The 16,374-nt window shown below is 42.9% G+C and carries 13 protein-coding genes and 1 pseudogene; 12 read left to right on the top strand and 2 right to left on the bottom strand.

The features are described from left to right. The first annotated feature begins 53 nt into the window (after nucleotides 1-53). The 5 genes from DP117_RS16255 (at nucleotide 54) to DP117_RS16235 (ending at nucleotide 4,863) form a co-directional block, all read left to right on the top strand. Nucleotides 54-1,709: an FAD-binding protein gene (locus DP117_RS16255; protein ID WP_169219330.1), complete on the top strand. Its 1,656-nt coding sequence runs from the start codon at nucleotides 54-56 to the stop codon at nucleotides 1,707-1,709. A gap of 171 nt (nucleotides 1,710-1,880) precedes the next feature. Next, nucleotides 1,881-2,210 (top strand): 4Fe-4S binding protein, encoded by a 330-nt coding sequence (locus tag DP117_RS16250; protein WP_169219329.1) that lies wholly within the window; start codon nucleotides 1,881-1,883, stop codon nucleotides 2,208-2,210. Then, complete coding sequence (locus DP117_RS16245; protein ID WP_339381269.1) at nucleotides 2,207-3,238, top strand: ABC transporter substrate-binding protein; 1,032 nt, start codon at nucleotides 2,207-2,209, stop codon at nucleotides 3,236-3,238. Before DP117_RS16250 ends, DP117_RS16245 begins: the two co-directional genes overlap by 4 nt. Nucleotides 3,239-3,397: 159 nt before the next feature. Then, nucleotides 3,398-4,363 (top strand): D-2-hydroxyacid dehydrogenase, encoded by a 966-nt coding sequence (locus DP117_RS16240; protein WP_169219328.1) that lies wholly within the window; start codon nucleotides 3,398-3,400, stop codon nucleotides 4,361-4,363. Nucleotides 4,364-4,398: 35 nt separating this feature from the next. Continuing rightward, a complete protein-coding gene (locus DP117_RS16235) occupies nucleotides 4,399-4,863 on the top strand; it encodes an MFS transporter (RefSeq protein ID WP_339381268.1) in 465 nt (154 codons plus the stop codon). A gap of 12 nt (nucleotides 4,864-4,875) precedes the next feature. Here the strand turns inward: DP117_RS16235 and DP117_RS16230 are convergent, their stop codons facing one another. Further along, the gene (locus DP117_RS16230) at nucleotides 4,876-6,279 is read right to left on the bottom strand and encodes a transposase (RefSeq protein ID WP_282440288.1); all 1,404 of its coding nucleotides are present in this window, start codon (nucleotides 6,277-6,279) and stop codon (nucleotides 4,876-4,878) included. Between the two features lie 58 nt (nucleotides 6,280-6,337). Here DP117_RS16230 and DP117_RS16225 point away from each other — a divergent pair, with 58 nt between their 5' ends. The 5 genes and pseudogenes from DP117_RS16225 (at nucleotide 6,338) to DP117_RS16205 (ending at nucleotide 10,246) form a co-directional block, all read left to right on the top strand. Continuing rightward, nucleotides 6,338-6,490, top strand: a complete 153-nt coding sequence (locus DP117_RS16225) for a hypothetical protein (RefSeq protein ID WP_169219326.1) — start codon at nucleotides 6,338-6,340, stop codon at nucleotides 6,488-6,490. A gap of 70 nt (nucleotides 6,491-6,560) precedes the next feature. Further along, nucleotides 6,561-7,361, top strand: a pseudogene (locus DP117_RS16220) (MFS transporter); the annotation flags it as partial. A 379-nt stretch (nucleotides 7,362-7,740) separates the two neighbouring features. Further along, nucleotides 7,741-8,790, top strand: a complete 1,050-nt coding sequence (locus DP117_RS16215) for an LLM class flavin-dependent oxidoreductase (protein ID WP_169219325.1) — start codon at nucleotides 7,741-7,743, stop codon at nucleotides 8,788-8,790. 59 nt (nucleotides 8,791-8,849) lie between these two features. Continuing rightward, entirely contained in the window at nucleotides 8,850-9,665 is an 816-nt protein-coding gene (locus DP117_RS16210) for a hypothetical protein (protein ID WP_169219324.1), read from the top strand. A gap of 380 nt (nucleotides 9,666-10,045) precedes the next feature. Then, nucleotides 10,046-10,246, top strand: a complete 201-nt coding sequence (locus DP117_RS16205; protein ID WP_169219323.1) for a hypothetical protein — start codon at nucleotides 10,046-10,048, stop codon at nucleotides 10,244-10,246. 592 nt (nucleotides 10,247-10,838) lie between these two features. On the opposite strand, the gene DP117_RS16200 is transcribed toward DP117_RS16205, so the two are convergent. Further along, nucleotides 10,839-12,662: a vanadium-dependent haloperoxidase gene (locus DP117_RS16200; RefSeq protein ID WP_169219322.1), complete on the bottom strand. Its 1,824-nt coding sequence runs from the start codon at nucleotides 12,660-12,662 to the stop codon at nucleotides 10,839-10,841. A gap of 901 nt (nucleotides 12,663-13,563) precedes the next feature. Here DP117_RS16200 and DP117_RS16195 point away from each other — a divergent pair. Both DP117_RS16195 and DP117_RS16190 read left to right on the top strand, forming a co-directional pair. Next, nucleotides 13,564-14,505 carry a sulfonate ABC transporter substrate-binding protein gene (locus DP117_RS16195; RefSeq protein WP_348983002.1) on the top strand — a complete coding sequence of 314 codons (942 nt, stop codon included), beginning with the start codon at nucleotides 13,564-13,566 and terminating at the stop codon, nucleotides 14,503-14,505. Nucleotides 14,506-14,579: 74 nt separating this feature from the next. After that, nucleotides 14,580-16,295, top strand: coding sequence for a fumarate reductase/succinate dehydrogenase flavoprotein subunit (locus tag DP117_RS16190; protein WP_169219320.1), 1,716 nt, complete (start codon nucleotides 14,580-14,582; stop codon nucleotides 16,293-16,295). Nucleotides 16,296-16,374: the final 79 nt, after the last annotated feature.

Below are 16,374 nucleotides of genomic sequence, written 5' to 3'. Positions count from 1 at the left end.
ATTTTGTGTCTTTGTTTGTACATAAGTTCTAAACTGTTGAAGCGGGGCTTCTCATGAGTAAGAATCTATTGTGGACAGGGAAAGTATCTACCATTGAATATGAACCAAACTTGCTCTGTGATGTTCTGGTTATAGGGGGTGGACCAGCTGGCACTTGGGCGGCTTGGAGTGCGGCTTTCAAAGGTGCGAATGTCGTTCTTGTTGATAAAGGATACTGTGGTACGAGTGGCTGTGCAGCGGCATCGGGTAACGGTGTGTGGTACGTACCACCTGATGCGCAGGCGCGGGAAGCGGCAATGGCTTCTCGGGAGACTTTAGGAGGATTTTTAGCCAACCGCAACTGGATGCAACGGGTTCTAAATCAAACTTATGCCAATGTTGATTTGTTGGCGCAGTGGGGTTATCCTTTCCCAACAGACGACGAGGGTAAACCTTACAGGCGTAGTCTGCAAGGTCCAGAGTATATGCACTTGATGCGAAAGCAAGTCAAACGGGCGGGGGTAAAAATATTAGACCATAGTCCAGCTTTGCAACTGCTAGTGGATAGAGACCGAAGAGTTGCAGGTGCGACGGGAGTCAACCGCCAAACTGGAAACAAATGGCTTGTGCATGCAGGTGCAGTCATCATTGCAACAGGTGGCTGTGCTTTCTTGAGTAAGGCGCTTGGTTGCAATGTGCTAACAGGGGATGGTTACCTTATGGCAGCCGAAGCGGGTGCCGAGATGTCGGGGATGGAGTTTTCCAACGCCTACGGCATCTCTCCCGCCTTTTCTTCTGTCACTAAAACTCTGTTTTACAACTGGGCAACTTTCACTTACTCTGATGGTACACCAATTCCTGGAGCTGGCTCACAAAGAGGGCGTTCTGTCATTGCCAAAACCTTATTAACGCAGCCTGTTTACGCCATCTTGGATCAAGCTACAGAAGAAATGCGGGTACATATGCGAAAAGCACAACCCAACTTCTTCTTACCCTTTGATCGTGCAGGCATAGACCCCTTTACACAACGTTTCCCCGTCACTCTCCGCTTAGAGGGAACTGTACGCGGTACAGGTGGCATCCGGATTGTTGATGATACTTGCGCAACTTCCGTAGCAGGCTTATACGCTGCAGGTGATGCCGCGACGCGAGAACTTATTTGCGGTGGATTCACGGGCGGAGGCAGTCATAATGCAGCTTGGGCATTGTCTTCAGGTTATTGGGCAGGACAATCTGCGGCTGTTTATGCACATGATTTAGGCACACAAGCAAACCAACGGCGAGTCGAAGCTGTAGGTGAGGTAGGATTTACATCCAGGCATCAACATCCACTCAAAACCGATAGTGAAGCTGGGCTCAACTCTATAGAAATCATCCAAGCCACCCAAGCAGAAGTTTTCCCCTACGATCGCAATTACTTCCGCAGCGAAACAAGATTAACCGAATCATTACAGAGATTAAATCACCTCTGGCAAGAAATTCGCACAATTCAAGCAGATGATAACAACATTCTCCGTGTGCGGGAAGCCGCCGCAATGGTAGCCACATCTCGGTGGATGTATAGCAGCGCCTTGGAACGTAAAGAAACTCGGGGGATGCACAAACATACAGACTATCCCCAACAGGATGTTAATCAGCAACATTACTTAATTAGTGGTGGTTTGGATCGTGTCTGGGTGAAAGCTGCCCCTGTACAACAGACCAGAGTTAAAGTAGAAGTGGCAGCATGATAAGAGCAAAAAGAGTCACTTTGCGTCCTGGTGACCAATTCTCTTGTCAATTATCAGTTATCAGTTATCAGTTATCAGTTATCAATTATCGATTTGATCATTGTTCATTGATAATTGATTCTTGACTTTGCTTGAGACTCAAAAAACTATAAGTATTCAAAATCACTTGGTATGATTGAGTTAGTCAGTGAATCTCGGTGCATTCAGTGCAATATCTGCATTAACGTTTGTCCGACAAACGTCTTTGATAAAGTACCAGACGCACCGCCCACCATTTCCAGACAAAGTGACTGTCAAACCTGCTTTATGTGCGAATTGTACTGTCCAGTAGACGCTTTGTACGTAGCGCCACAAGTCGAACCGTTAGCAGAAGTAGACGAAAAGTCTCTCACTGAAGGCGGACTCTTAGGAAGCTATCGCAGAAATATAGGTTGGGGACGTGGACAAACTAACACAGCCCAAGAAGATTCGACTTACCAACTACTCAAATACCTCAAGTGACATCCTCCAACACTATAATTAGAAATTACTCAAAACCTCTTTTCTCCACACTAATCGCATTCCTCCTACTGTTCAGTACTGGTCCGAGTTCCAGTCAAACTATCTCCCAAGCAGGATCGCCCACTCAAAAACAACTAAATACTTCCACCCTGCGCTTAGGTATTATAAGTGTCAAACGTAGCAAAATCCCTACAGGACCCATTGGTTGGGCAATTAATCAAGGCAAATTTCTGCCAGAACTACAAAAACTGGGCATCAAAGAAGTGCAAACGGTTTCGTTTCCCAACGGTCCCAACTTAAATGAAGCCTTAGTCGCAGGTCAATTAGATGTGGGCATCTACGGGGATACACCTGCCATAGTTGCTAGGGCAAACGGCACTCCCACCCGCTTAATCAGTCAAGAACAAGTAGGAACAAACGCCTGGTTATTGGCAAAGAAGAACGGACCACGTTCTGTATTGGAACTCAAAGGACAAAAGGTAGCGACGTCAAAAGGGTCATACATGCACCGCTACTTGATAGGGTTATTGCAAAAGTCAGGTATTGTGGATCAAGTGACGGTAGTTCACCTGCTACCGAATGACGCCCAAGCTGCATTAGAACGGGGTGATGTGGCAGCAATTGCAGCATCGACAGGTACAGGTCCACTATTACAATCCAAAGGTTTTCCTGTCATTGATGAGGCTATCAAACATCCAGACTTACCAGGAACAAGTGTAACTGTCGTCACAGAAGCTTTCTTAGCAAAACATCCCGACTTGCCCCAAAAGTGGAATGAGATTAAACAAGCTGCTGTTAAAGATATCAAAGCAAACCCAGAGGCATATTACAAGTTTCACGCCGAAGTGTCAGGATATCCTGTTAATGTGGTGAAAGCTTCTTTCCCTATAAAACAGTTTCCAGAAGAACCAATTCCGGCAAGAGGATTAGAATTGTTGCAAGGAACAAAGCAGTTTTTGGTGTCTCAGAAATTAGCAAAGTCGGATTTTCAATTAACTGATTGGATTGTGGCGCAAAAACAGAAATAAATCTGGCGTTAGCTTTTATGAAAATTCTATTACCCATTAACAAGCTATCGTCATGGCAAGCCTTTAAGTAAAGTCGTTGATAGAAATGCTGGTTATTAAGCAATATTTTACTTTCAATTGTTAAAATTTATTGGAATTATTTGCTTTTGTATAACTAGTATGAAACTCATTCTACCTGTAGAACTGGCTGCGAAAATCGAGCCGCTTTTACCACCAGATATTACATTTGTACGTGTCGATAGTGAAGGTCATTTTGAAGGCGATCCACAAGATGCTGAAGTTTACCTCAACGGGTTTAAGTTAAAAAATACAACTCTCCATAAAGTATTAGCAGCAGCACCTAAAATTCGTTGGCAGCATACACCAAGTTCTGGTGTGAATCACATTCTCACACCCATTTTTTTAGAACACGATATACTTCTGACTAACGGATCGGGAGTTCATGCCATTCCCATCGCGGAATTTGTAATTACTTTCATGCTTTATCACGCTAAAAATGTCCAGAAATTGCACTCTTTACAAGCTGATCACCACTGGTTAAAGTGGTTTGAGCTACAAAAGTGGTTAGAGCTACAAGAGTTATACAATAAGACTTTACTGATTATTGGTGCAGGAAATATTGGTCAAGAAATTGCCATTCGTGCTAAAGCTTTTGGGATGAATGTTTTTGGCAGTCGTCGCCACCCAGAACCATTACCAAATTTTGACAAAATAGTGGGTGCGGATGAATGGCGATCGCTTCTTAGCGAGTCTGACTATGTAGTCATTGCCACACCTCTTACACCTCAAACCAAAGGCTTAATTGATGCAGAGGCATTGCGGTTGATGCGTCCGAGTGCTTACTTGATTAATATTGCTCGCGGTGCGATCGTCGATGAAAATGCCTTACTCACTGCTCTACGTGAGGGTTGGATTGCTGGTGCTGGATTAGACACATTTGCTGTTGAACCATTACCCCCGCAGAGTCCTTTTTGGTCTTTACCGAACGTATTTATAACCCCTCACTGTTCAGGACTGACACCACAACTTTACGATCGCATCGTGGCGTTATTTCTTGATAATTTAACACGCTATCGTAAAGGCTTGCCTTTACGTAATATCGTGGATAAAAATACTGGCTACTAAACTGGCTACTAAAATCTACAAATTTACCAACCTTGATGTCTAAGCAACGCCACGATCCCTATGCTGCATGGCGCTACCGTAATTATACTTTATTTGCCATTGCCCGTAATCTTTTAATGTTGGGTTCCCAGATGCAAAGTGTTGCTATTGGATGGGAACTCTACGAACGCACAAGTTCAGCCCTCATCTTAGGTGGAGTGGGTTTGGTACAGGTGATTCCAGTCATTTTATTGACATTACCTGCTGGTCATGTTGCAGATCAATGGAACCGTCAGCGGATCGTATTCTTAACTGACTTGATGCTTGCCTTGTGTTCCTTTGGTTTAGCAGTACTATCCTACACCCACGGTTCTATTTTCCTCGTCTATACCTGTCTGTTTTTAGGTGGTGTTGCCAAAGCTTTTAACAGCCCAGCCAGCAATGCTTGGCTACCTCAACTCATTCCTTTAGAAGTATTCAGCAATGCAGCAACTTGGAATATTGACCTCTCCCCCATCTGAAGAAGGGGGATTCTAAGCAGTTGTTGCTACGGGGACTTTTAGTCCCCCTTCGCAACTTCTTTTTCTATAACTCTTTTTCAGATTCCTGAACAAGTCATAGCGCTTTGGAAGGGTCAAAACTTCCCTAACTATCTTGACTAGGCTAAAACCTAGCTGTATAGCTACTTTTCTTAAAATATTGGCAGCTGCTTGAGCATCTGCATTGACAATCATGCCATGTGCCGTTTTATAAATGCGTCCATTTCTAATGCCTGATGGCTTCCATTCCTTGGGTTTTTCACCATACTTTGGCAGTACATCATTATCTAAAAAAGACGCCTTGGAAGTATATGACTCCTCGGTTTCATGAAACTGTATTCCGTTTTCCTCACAAAGCTGTTTAATTCGTTCTTTTAGTTTTGCTGTCGGTATCTGAACGTGGTTCTGATTATTACGTTTGCCCATGTCAGAACCATCTTTGTGTCCGGCGTTCCAACCAAATACAACATTACCTATTTTGTGGTTCAAACAGTAATTGATAACAAATCTGGCTGTTTTATTCACAGCATCCCGCATTTGCCGGTACTTTCGTTCTGTTATCTGGGCTAACTCGTCATTCCAGAAACCTTGTGGCTTTCCATCTTTCAAAGTTGCAACTTGTTTGTTATACCACTGATTGCTTGCCTTTATCTTTTTGACATCAATAATAAAACTTTTCCCGTTTGTGGTTACACAGGTTAACCAGTTTCTAGCAGTGCCTGGGTCAATTCCAATTGCACTTTTATGGTCTAACACTAAACTGCAAATTGCTCCATCATGACCTGACTGGTAAACATACTCTGCATACCAATTATTATTTCTCGGCACTATCCTGACTTCCACTAATTGTGATGGAATAAAACCAGTTGCACCATTAATCCAAATTTCTTTCAGTCCTAACTCGTCTTTAATTAATGAGTTTAACTCCCTGGGAATTGGCAAGCGACACATTCCATTTTCTATGTCTAAAGCAACTGCTTGAGCAGGATAGGTAAACCCTGACACACCTCCAGATTTCCGATATTTTGGCATAGATGGTTTACTGACTTCGCCCTTAGCCCAACTACTTAAAAGTCCGTTATAACTTACGTATTGTTCGGCTACAGATTTTAATGTCTGTTGAGCGCACTGACCACCCAATTGTTGATAGTGGGGATTATCTTTCATGAGAGTGCAAAGACTTGCGTATCCTGCGTCCTTTACCGTTTTGATTTTAAAACTAGTACGATAAAAGTCGTCTTTATCAAAGAATTCCACCTTTGGACATTCTGCATAATGCTTCTGTCGTATCTCGTAATGAGCGCTGTTTATCAAACTATTTGCAGCATGACCTTGATGAACCAGGAAAGTCATTACCTCTTCGGATACATTTAATTTGACCTGAATTGTTTTGTACAACTTTTATTACCTCCTCACTATATGTTAACATAAATGCAGTTACAATGTATTTGCTTTTATGAAAAATAATTCATTACAAATCAGATTATCAGACAGACGAAAACATAAGCTTCTTTTATATGCTGCTCAAAAAGACAAGACTGTTACTGCTTTGATTGAAGAGTGGATTGATGGTCTTGTTCTTTCCAAAGGAAGAGACACTGCGGACTAAAGTCCTGCGTGCTCTCTTTCCTGCCTCCCCTTAAAAGTGGGAGGCTCTCACGCTCCCATACTGTTTTGGTAGCGCTTTCCAACTAGCTGCAGTACTTGGTCCTGCATTAGGTGGATGGATGATCGCACTACAAAAAAGTGCCACCAGGGTTTATGTCATTGATGGGGCACTGATCATGATTTGTACGGGTTTAATTGCCGCTATTATCTACAAGAAAACTGTGCGTTTGTCAACTCAAACACCCTCTTTAAAAACCTTAGTTGCTGGAATGAATTTTGTCTGGCACAACAAAGTCATTTTTGGTGCGATCGCTCTCGATATGTTTGCGGTGTTGTTAGGTGGTGCTACAGCATTATTACCCATCTTTGCTAAAGATATCTTACAAGTCGGTCCTACTGGGTTGGGATGGTTACGCGCTGCACCAGCAATTGGTGCATTGGTGATGGCTGTCACCTTGGCGCATCTGCCACCGATGAAAAGAGCAGGGATTGCGCTAATATGGTCAGTCATCGGTTTTGGTGCAGTGACGATTATTTTTGGCTTATCGCGTTCCTTCGAGCTATCCCTAGTTATGTTGGCATTGAGTGGAGCTTTTGACAACATCAGCGTCGTCATCCGTCATACACTCGTGCAAGTGCGTACTCCAGATGAACTGCGCGGTCGTGTTTCTGCTGTCAACAGCGTATTTATTGGTACATCAAACGAGTTAGGCAGCTTTGAATCTGGTTTAGCAGCAGCATTCTTTGGACCTACTCTTGCTGTGGTAGGCGGCGGAATTGGCACGATTCTAGTTGTGTTAGTTATTGCCTTGCTGCTACCGGAACTACGCCGATTAGGACCGCTGCACTCTGTGGAAAAGGTTAATGTATAGTCGTTAGGAAGGTCTCCCATCATTCCCTCGTTCCCATGCGACTCATGGGAATGCACTATCAGAGGCTCTGCCTCAATATAATTATTGGGAGGCACAGCAGTACAGCAAGGAACGAGAAACGACTATCACGCAAGCGTTTAAATCTTAAGTTGACACATATGGGCTAGACGAAAGCCCCTACGAAAATCTGTGGTTCAATGAACTGAAAATAGCTGTAAACATTTGTTCACCTATTTTCCTTGCTTTTTCTCTTCATTTGTGAAATAGTTATATACTAATACTTATACTACGGTAAGTCGATAATATAAAAGTAAATTAAATTCATTAGTTTAAGCGTCTAGACTTCGGAAAACTTTGTTTTCAAGCAACCATAGAAGTTATGTTTCAACCACGTTACGGGATTTGGATTCCTGTTTACGGTAATTGTGGCGCGATGAACCATCCACTTGAACCTCGTGACGCAAGCTACTTAAGAGCAAAGACACTCATCCAGCTAGCAGAAGAGTACGGGTTTACGACTACTCTCATCGCTGAACACATCATTAATCCAAGAAATCAAGAATTTGAGCAGTTAGAGACTTGGACAACAGCAGCAGCCCTAGCTGAAGCAACTAAATCGATTGAAATCATTGCTGCTGTGAAGCCTTTGCTGTTTCATCCAGTCGTCCTAGCCAAGATGGCATTAGGTATTGATGCCATCAGCGGCGGACGTTTTGCCGTTAACTTGGTTAGCGCGTGGTTTATGCCGGAACTACAAAAGTCCGGCATACCTTTTCTACCCCACGATGAACGCTACGGCTATTCTCAGGAGTGGATTAAGGTGGTAAAGAGGCTGTGGAGTGGAGAACGGGTAAGTTTTCAAGGAAAATACTTTGCGATCAATGATTTGTGTTTGCGTCCGCGTTCAGTCGCACAACCGCATCCCCGCGTGTATCTAGGTGGTGAGTCAGAAGCAGCCAAAGAGTTAGCAGCACTCGAAGCAGATGTCTTTTTCCTGAATGGTCGTCCTTTGGATGTCGTGCGCGAAGCGATCGCCTCCCTAAGAAACCGGACACGCACACAATCCAAACCGCTATGCTTTGCGCTGTCAGCCTTTGTGATTGCCCGATCAACAGACCCCGAAGCACAGGCAGAATATGAATATTTGTTAGAACTCACCAAACAAGACGACAGAAGCGAACTCTTGAAAGGTGTTGAACCGGAAGTGGTGATGTTCAAAAACATGGCGAAATATCCTGGTGTGGGGAGTAACGGCGGTACAGCAGCAGGCTTAGTTGGCAGCTATGACACCGTAGCTGCACGGATAGCTGATTTTGTAGAAATAGGCATTGATACTTTTATGCTGCAATTTCAACCTTTTCCTACGGAGATAAAACGCTTCTCCCAAGAGGTGATGCCGCGAGTGCGCTCATTAGAATTTGTAACTTGACACCCAACAACAGTAGCATTTTTGACTCTCATTTTTGATTCTCATTACTGAAGGCTTATATGACTGCAACCTTGACTCGTCTGACTTGGACACCTGAGTTGGAAATTGAAATTATCGACAAACTCATTGCTCGGTATGCTCCTCATTTTCCCACAACTCGCGCTGCAACACCCCGACAACCTATCACACAAGAAGAAATAGAGAATTTCTGCCACTTCCGTATTGGTGGTGCAGCTCACGACTTGTATATAGTGCAAGTTTGTGGTAAGGTAATAGACCAAATTCCTGACCCAGAACTGCAACTATTTTTGAGCCGCCAAATTGGCGATGATGGCGCACACGCTCAACATACCCGTCAGCGAGTGTGGGAATTAACAGGACACGATCCCATCACCCAGATACAGCAGAGGGTACAAAAGCACTGGGACTTCATGGGAGACTTGCCTCATCGTAACTGGTTAGGGTTCATGGCGTTTGAGTTGCACTATGAACTGCATATCGTTGCTCAGTTGATTTTAAATAGCCGCACAACAAAAATCAACGACCCAGAAACAGGGAAATTTGGTGTTGAGAAAATTCTCCCTGATGAAGCATACCACCGCTTGGGGGTGTTAGCTTGGTGGCAACGTAAGTATGAGCAAGCATCACCTACACAGAAACAGGAAATCGCAGCACAACTCCTTGAACTGGACGAAGAAGGACAGCGGCGACGCAATGCTTACCTCAATGAGTATTGGGGTATTATTCACCGCGCCACGGGTGCAGAAATTGAAGGATTACCAGTGATTTACGATGCATGGCGGAGAGAGGTGCTTGCTTACTTTTTGGACATCCCCGTTTCTCAACTTCCCAAGTTAGTAAGCGTTAGCGAGTAAAGAAATTTAGAAAACGTGTTCTCCTCTTTCACCCCCCCTCTAGGGGGGCTTTTTGAAAATTTAAGGAGAGTTGACTTGTATTGCAGAAATGATACTTATGAATGAACCGCAGAGTACGCAGCGGAAAGTCTGAGCGAAGGTTTCTTCCGTTAGCGCAAGCTCCTCGCGGAGCGAGGCTCAGAACTTTCCAAGACAGAGTACGCAAAAAGAGAGGAGGAAGGGAGTGATGTTAATCAGTATTAAGACAATACTGTTGATGCAGGATTAGACATTGAGATTGTTACTTTCAACGATGTAGCTGTATTCATACACCACAGAATGATGTGATTTGTTTGTCTTTAGGAAAATCAGCGTTAAGAATTAAAAATTAAAAATGTAATATGTTTAATCAACCATTTGAAAGAGAATTATTTGATGGAGAACCTTGGTTACTTGGACAACAGTCCAAATTACCACTTCATCTTCAGTCATTAGTGGAGCAACAACAGGGGAGACAAGATATATGGGAATTGCCAAAAAAAGAACATAATAACGATGCTCTAAAGAAAAAGTTCAACCGATTTTGGTTTTTAAATTTGTGATAACTGTAGAAAGGTCATATGACCGAAAAAGAAAAGGATACATGCGAATGTATTTATTCATGGACAATAAAAAATGTCCCGCAACATTATTCAAGCTTCCGGATTCATGAGGCACTGCGTTGGGCGGCTGTGCCGACTTGTAGCATGTGGCGTCCGTGGAGTCCTTAATTTTGAATTTTGAATTTTGAATTTTGAATTTGTTAGCGTAGCGTGCCGTAGGCAGCGTTAGCTCCGGCCCCCTCTTAGGGGCTAGCGAGTGACTTTCCTTATTTTGTTTCCTTGTATAATTTTTTTGACTTGCTTTTTTAACAGTAAATTGATAAACAAACCGTATTTAAAACAACTGAAAAAACATATTGACATATTTAAAGAAAGATAGCAAGCAAATCTCTGTAGAGACGTTGCATCCGAAAGTTCTACATTAATGGGATGCGTGAAATTCATATTAAGATTTCAGCAACGTCTAAATAAAAGCTGTTCTCATGCATTATTACCATTGAACATCTGACCAAAGATATGACCAAAGAAAATAGCCCCAAACTGGGGCTAGTAAATACAATTGCTACTTTTTGGACGCATAGCCCTTAATGTTTTAAACTGTGATTTTTGTCCCATCAAACTTGGTAAACGTGAAGCCGTTAAATTTTTCGTTGTACCCCAGCCTTTCGTCTCTGAGAATGCTAATAGCAACCTCTTCTCCTAAAGCCAAGCCAACTGCACCATCTGAACGCCAATGGATACCGCCAAGGCTGCGACCAATAGCATAATTAGTTGCCAGCTTGTTCAATTCTCCACCCACTGTCAGTCGCTCGCCGCTATAGGGAATCACTTTTGTGGGATCATTGGGGTCAGGTACCACAGGATTAGGGATGACAAAGTTCTCGTCAAAGAACGCTTTCAACAATGTGGCTTGGACACCGGCAATAGAGGCAGCACCACCAGTGTAAGAGGGATGGAACGGTGCTGCTTCTGGGTACGCATGAGGCAACAAATAGGTTCCAAAGGTGCTATTAGTCTGAGCTAAAGCTCTGGAATTTAAGACCTCGGAATTGATTGGATAGTCAGTTTTGTTGACCAGTTTGTTGTAAACTAGTCCACCATATGCCTCTGGTCGTAGACGACGGTGTACATAAAATTTCTGCCAGTAGGAGGCTCTAATTGCCCGTGAGGGAGCCAATAGGAGTAAAGCTTGATAATGCGCTGCTGCAAATGTCGCAGCAGAACCTAGTTGAGTTTTCGAGTTGACATACGGATTGCCTGGATTCAAGGGAGCGTTAATACCACCACTTAAAATTAATAGAGCTCCAAAGAACAAAGCACCACCAATATGTGCATACTCAGCTAGATCGCGAACAGTAGATATGTAACGGCGTGTTGGATCGTATCTAAGAGATTTGCCAGAACTGCCTCCATTCTGGACGGTTAACCATTCCTGGTAATCGGTGAGGAAGTCGTTGCCAGGAAGAGCAGTACGAATCAGAGGCGAGATAAACTGAGTGTTGAAAGGAATATCCTGCAACAGAAACTGTGAAATGTAAGGACCGTCCGTTACTCCAGGTGGAACAAAGTGTTGTGCTGTCTTGCCGTCATTCTTATCGACATAGGTGACACTGCCACGAAACAGAGTTTGAGGAGTGACAGCACCACCCTGTTTTGGTCCTCGAAATTCTGAAAGTTTGTTCAGGTCTTCAATAGCGGCTAGGACTTTTGGATCGTCAGTGTTGTTCTGCAACTTGTTAAGAGGGACTTCCCGCAGTAAAGCTTGCCAGTAAAGTTCAACTGCCTCGCCAGCCTGTTCTGCACTATCTAGAGTTGGTGGTGGTGGAGTTGCTATTTGAGCTGCGTTTATCCCTTCCAAGCTAATTGCCAATGGTCCTTGAGGATTAACCAACTTCCGCCCGCCACCCAAGATAATATTTTCAAAGTCATCAGGGTTACGCGATGAGAGTGCTTTGATTAAAGATTTGTAAGCTTCTGGCTTGACTTCGCCTCGTTCGTCGTGTGGTAATCCCCTGGTGTCGGTAGCAATTTTGTTAGGATAGCGTTCTTCATCGCCATTAGTCGGATGAGGCGGAACGCCTATCTCTAACTCAAGTTGCGCTGCTCGAACACGTACTTGATACGCTTTCTGGCTAAACCCTGCATAGTCAAAGTTAAATTGACCAACAATATCCTGTGCCTGGACAATATCTCCTCTTCTTTTAGAGGAGAAGGGTGAACCTATGACTCCCGTAACAACACCAGTGGCAGTAGCACTCAACAAACCAACACGACCAAGAAATCCGCGTCTACCAACTCGACCAGATAATAGGCGTCTGCTGCTGGCACTAAAGAGATTTTGATTGGGATTTGTTTTTTCGCTTTGCTGTTGTGTATTCTCTTGAGAAGCTTGATTAGAAGTTGGTTCGGGTGACATGAGATTTCCTCCAAAACTAGAAAGTGATATAGAGCGTTGTACTATTGCAAGACAACTTTAAGTACGCAGGAATGATTCCTAATAGCTGTACCTATTGCTACGGTTTCACTGCATAGCAATTATGCTTATACATATGAAAGCGACTGTATAAGCTGTAGGAATATCTAACAGTAAGTAATCGTGCGTTTTTACGCACAAATTAGACTTGCTTTAACTATTGTGAGAATGACTTAGGTATCGTTCTCAATGCTCTCGTAATAAATCAACAAAACATTGATGGCATTTATCCCTCGTTGATTTGTCAGTGCTGATTTTGAGTAGCTAAAAATCATTCGACATCGCTTTTTCAAACGATGGTACAGCTAAAGCCACTATCTTTCAAAAATCAGCAAATGTACTGTAAATCTATTAAATAACCGTATATTTTAGCTGTTAAATCAACAATATCTCACAAACAACCGTCAAAAGCAAGTAAACGATTGTTACAAAATCACCGTATATTTGGCTTGCCTATTCCAGCAATCTATGTCATTATCAACCGATACAAGTGTTAAATACGGTAAACAGATAAACAAATAGTATTTATGGTGAACTAGAGTTAAGATATAGAACAATCTTTAAATCTCAATTGGAAAATTAAATTTGAGTACAAGTTTTTCTTTTTCGCTTTTTAAGTAAAAAAACACTATTTTCTATGGCATAGCAGTGTAAATACTTAAAAACATAGTGCGCTCAGCAGTAAGACTATTCCAGAAATACTTGATTATATGCATCTATGTTGATGAAATTCTTAAAAACTAGGGTTTTGAGTATTGGACAAGTTTTATACTCAAATTTCCGGCAACGGAGAACCCGTTCCCTTTCTCTGCTATTTGCCTTGGGGCTGGGCTTAAGCCTAGTCGTGTCTGCCTGTTCTTCCAACGCCACTAAACCAGAAGCAGTCACCTCACCTACTAGCAATCAAAATGTGACTGGCAGTATTACAGTTAATATTGGCTTTCAAAAGGCGGCAACTATCCTCAATGCCCTAAAGAGCAAAAGCAGCCTAGAGCAAGCTTTAGCACCTTCTGGTGGAACTGTAAAATGGACTGAATTCCCCGCAGGTCCACCCATGCTGGAAGCCATGAACGCGGGTAGTGTTGACTTTGGTTACACAGGTGAATCACCACCGATCTTTGCCCAAGCGGCAGGTAATCCTTTAGTTTACGTCGCCTACGATCCTTGGGGACCAAAGGCAGAAGCGATTATCGTACAGAAAAATTCACCAATAAAAACTGTCGCTGAACTTAAAGGCAGAAAAGTTGCCTTTGCCAAAGGTTCAAATACTAACTATCTCGTTGTCAAAGCCTTAGAATCTGCCGGATTAAAGTACAGTGATATTAAGCCAGTTTTTCTCACACCAGCAGATGCTCGTGCTGCCTTTGAAAGTCGTAACGTTGATGCCTGGGCAATTTGGGATCCTTATCTAGCAGCAGCCCAAGAAGCAACAGGGGCAAGAACCATAACAGATGCAACAAATTTAGCACCAAATCGGGGTTATTACCTTGCTCGCAAATCATTTGTGGAAGAACATCCTGATGTTTTGAAAACAATTTTGGATGAAGTCACTAAAGTAGACAAATGGGCAGCAAGTAATCCAGCAGAAGTTGCGAAGTTTTTAGAACCACAATTAGGTATTAAAGCGGCGGTACTGGAACTAGCAGAAAAACGGCGAGAGTATGGTGTTTTGCCTTTGACAGAGGAAGTCATTGCTAAACAACAAGAGGTTGCTGATACCTTCCAAAAAATTAAGCTGCTTCCCAAGCAAATTCAAGTGAAGGAAATCGTTTGGAAAGGGCAATAAGTAAAAGTTGAAGAATAAAGGATGAAAAATTGTTTCTAATTTAATACTGTTTTGTATTGGGACTTTCAGACGCTATGGTGACGAATACAACTACCCAGTGGATAAAAACCGATGTGCTGGTTATTGGTGGCGGGACAGCAGGAACAATGGCTGCTATTAAAGCCAAGCAAGCAAATCCTGATGCTGAGGTGCTGATTTTAGAAAAGGCTAACATTCGTCGCAGTGGGGCGATCGCAATGGGTATGGATGGCGTAAATACTGCTGTCATTCCCGGTCATTCCACTGCAGAAAAATACGTTCGTGAAGTCACCCTTGCCAACGATGGTATTCTCAATCAAAAAGCCGTTTATCAAACGGGCAAATTAGGCTACGAAGTCATCCAAGAATTAGAAAGCTGGGGTGTGAAATTTCAAAAAGATGCTCAAGGTAACTACGACTTAAAACAAGTGCATCGTGTTGGGAAATATGTTCTGCCCATGCCAGAAGGAAAAGACCTCAAGCCAATTCTGACTCGACAAGTCAAACGCCACAAAGTCAAAGTCACCAATCGCGTCATGGCAACCCGCGTTTTAGTAGGAGAAAAACGTGCTATTGGTGCTGTGGGATTTGATGTGAGAAACGGTGATTTTATTATCATTCAAGCTAAAGCAGTCATTCTATGTACAGGAGCATGTGGACGTTTAGGATTACCTGCTTCTGGTTATCTCTACGGCACTTATGAAAATCCTACTAATGCCGGGGATGGCTACTCAATGGCTTATCATGCTGGAGCAGAACTCAGCAACATTGAGTGCTTTCAAATCAATCCTTTAATTAAAGATTATAACGGTCCAGCTTGCGCCTATGTTGCTGGACCTTTCGGTGCTCATACTGCTAACGCTGAAGGAAATCGCTTCATCAGTTGCGATTACTGGAGTGGTCAAATGATGCTAGAAATCTGGAAAGAATTAAACTCTGGCAAAGGACCAGTTCAACTCAAAATGACCCATCTTGACGAAGATACAATTTCAGAAATTGAATCCATACTTTGGTCGAATGAACGACCAAGTAGAGAACGCTTTCATCAAGGTAGAGGCGAAGACTATCGCACCCACGGCGTTGAAATGAACATATCAGAAATTGGCTTGTGTAGTGGTCATAGTGCTTCTGGTGTTTGGGTGAATGAAAAAGCCCAAACAACTATCCCAGGTTTGTATGCTGCTGGAGACATGGCAAGCGTTCCTCATAATTATATGATTGGAGCATTTGTTTTCGGTCGTCTAGCAGGAACTCATGCCATTGAGTATATTCAGAACTTAGATCACATCGAGCCAGAGAAAGATTTTTTAGAATCTGAAAAATCAAGAATTTATGCGCCTTTAACTCGATCAAATGGTATTCCTCACACCCAGGTGGAATATAAATTACGGCGCTTAGTTAATGATTATCTACAACCACCCAAAGTAGGGAACAAAATAGAAATTGGTTTGAGAAATTTTGTCCACTATCAAGAAACATTAGATTTCATGGGTGCTCGCGATCCCCATGAATTGATGCGCTGTATGGAAGTTCATTTTATTCGCGACTGTGCAGAAATGGCAGCCAGAGCATCATTATATCGTCGAGAAAGTCGTTGGGGTCTTTATCATTATCGATTAGATTATTCCGAAAAGAACGATGATGAGTGGTTTTGTCATGTCAATTTAAAGAAAGATGAATCAGGGGAAATGGTGTTGTTTAAGCGTCCTGTCGAACCTTATGTAGTGGAGGTTGATGTCGCAAAAGAAGTTTATAATGTGACGGTTCGCTGAATTTGATTTGGGCAACCTTACCTATGAAGAATCCAAGAATGAGGGCGAAAGAATGGATACTTCTGTTGATTCTATCTTT

The sequence above is a fragment of the Brasilonema sp. UFV-L1 genome (assembly GCF_012912105.1).
Lineage (GTDB): Bacteria > Cyanobacteriota > Cyanobacteriia > Cyanobacteriales > Nostocaceae > Brasilonema.
Note: the sequence above shows the minus strand (reverse complement) of the source record. Positions and strands in the feature narration are given on the sequence as shown.

Coding starts and splice junctions, on each gene's coding strand:
- DP117_RS16255 (WP_169219330.1), top strand. CDS start 54: ATGAGTAAGAATCTATTGTGGACAGGGAAAGTATCTACCATTGAATAT.
- DP117_RS16200 (WP_169219322.1), bottom strand. CDS start 12,662: ATGTCACCCGAACCAACTTCTAATCAAGCTTCTCAAGAGAATACACAA.
- DP117_RS16210 (WP_169219324.1), top strand. CDS start 8,850: ATGACTGCAACCTTGACTCGTCTGACTTGGACACCTGAGTTGGAAATT.
- DP117_RS16225 (WP_169219326.1), top strand. CDS start 6,338: ATGAAAAATAATTCATTACAAATCAGATTATCAGACAGACGAAAACAT.
- DP117_RS16240 (WP_169219328.1), top strand. CDS start 3,398: ATGAAACTCATTCTACCTGTAGAACTGGCTGCGAAAATCGAGCCGCTT.
- DP117_RS16205 (WP_169219323.1), top strand. CDS start 10,046: ATGTTTAATCAACCATTTGAAAGAGAATTATTTGATGGAGAACCTTGG.
- DP117_RS16235 (WP_339381268.1), top strand. CDS start 4,399: ATGTCTAAGCAACGCCACGATCCCTATGCTGCATGGCGCTACCGTAAT.
- DP117_RS16250 (WP_169219329.1), top strand. CDS start 1,881: ATGATTGAGTTAGTCAGTGAATCTCGGTGCATTCAGTGCAATATCTGC.
- DP117_RS16190 (WP_169219320.1), top strand. CDS start 14,580: ATGGTGACGAATACAACTACCCAGTGGATAAAAACCGATGTGCTGGTT.
- DP117_RS16215 (WP_169219325.1), top strand. CDS start 7,741: ATGTTTCAACCACGTTACGGGATTTGGATTCCTGTTTACGGTAATTGT.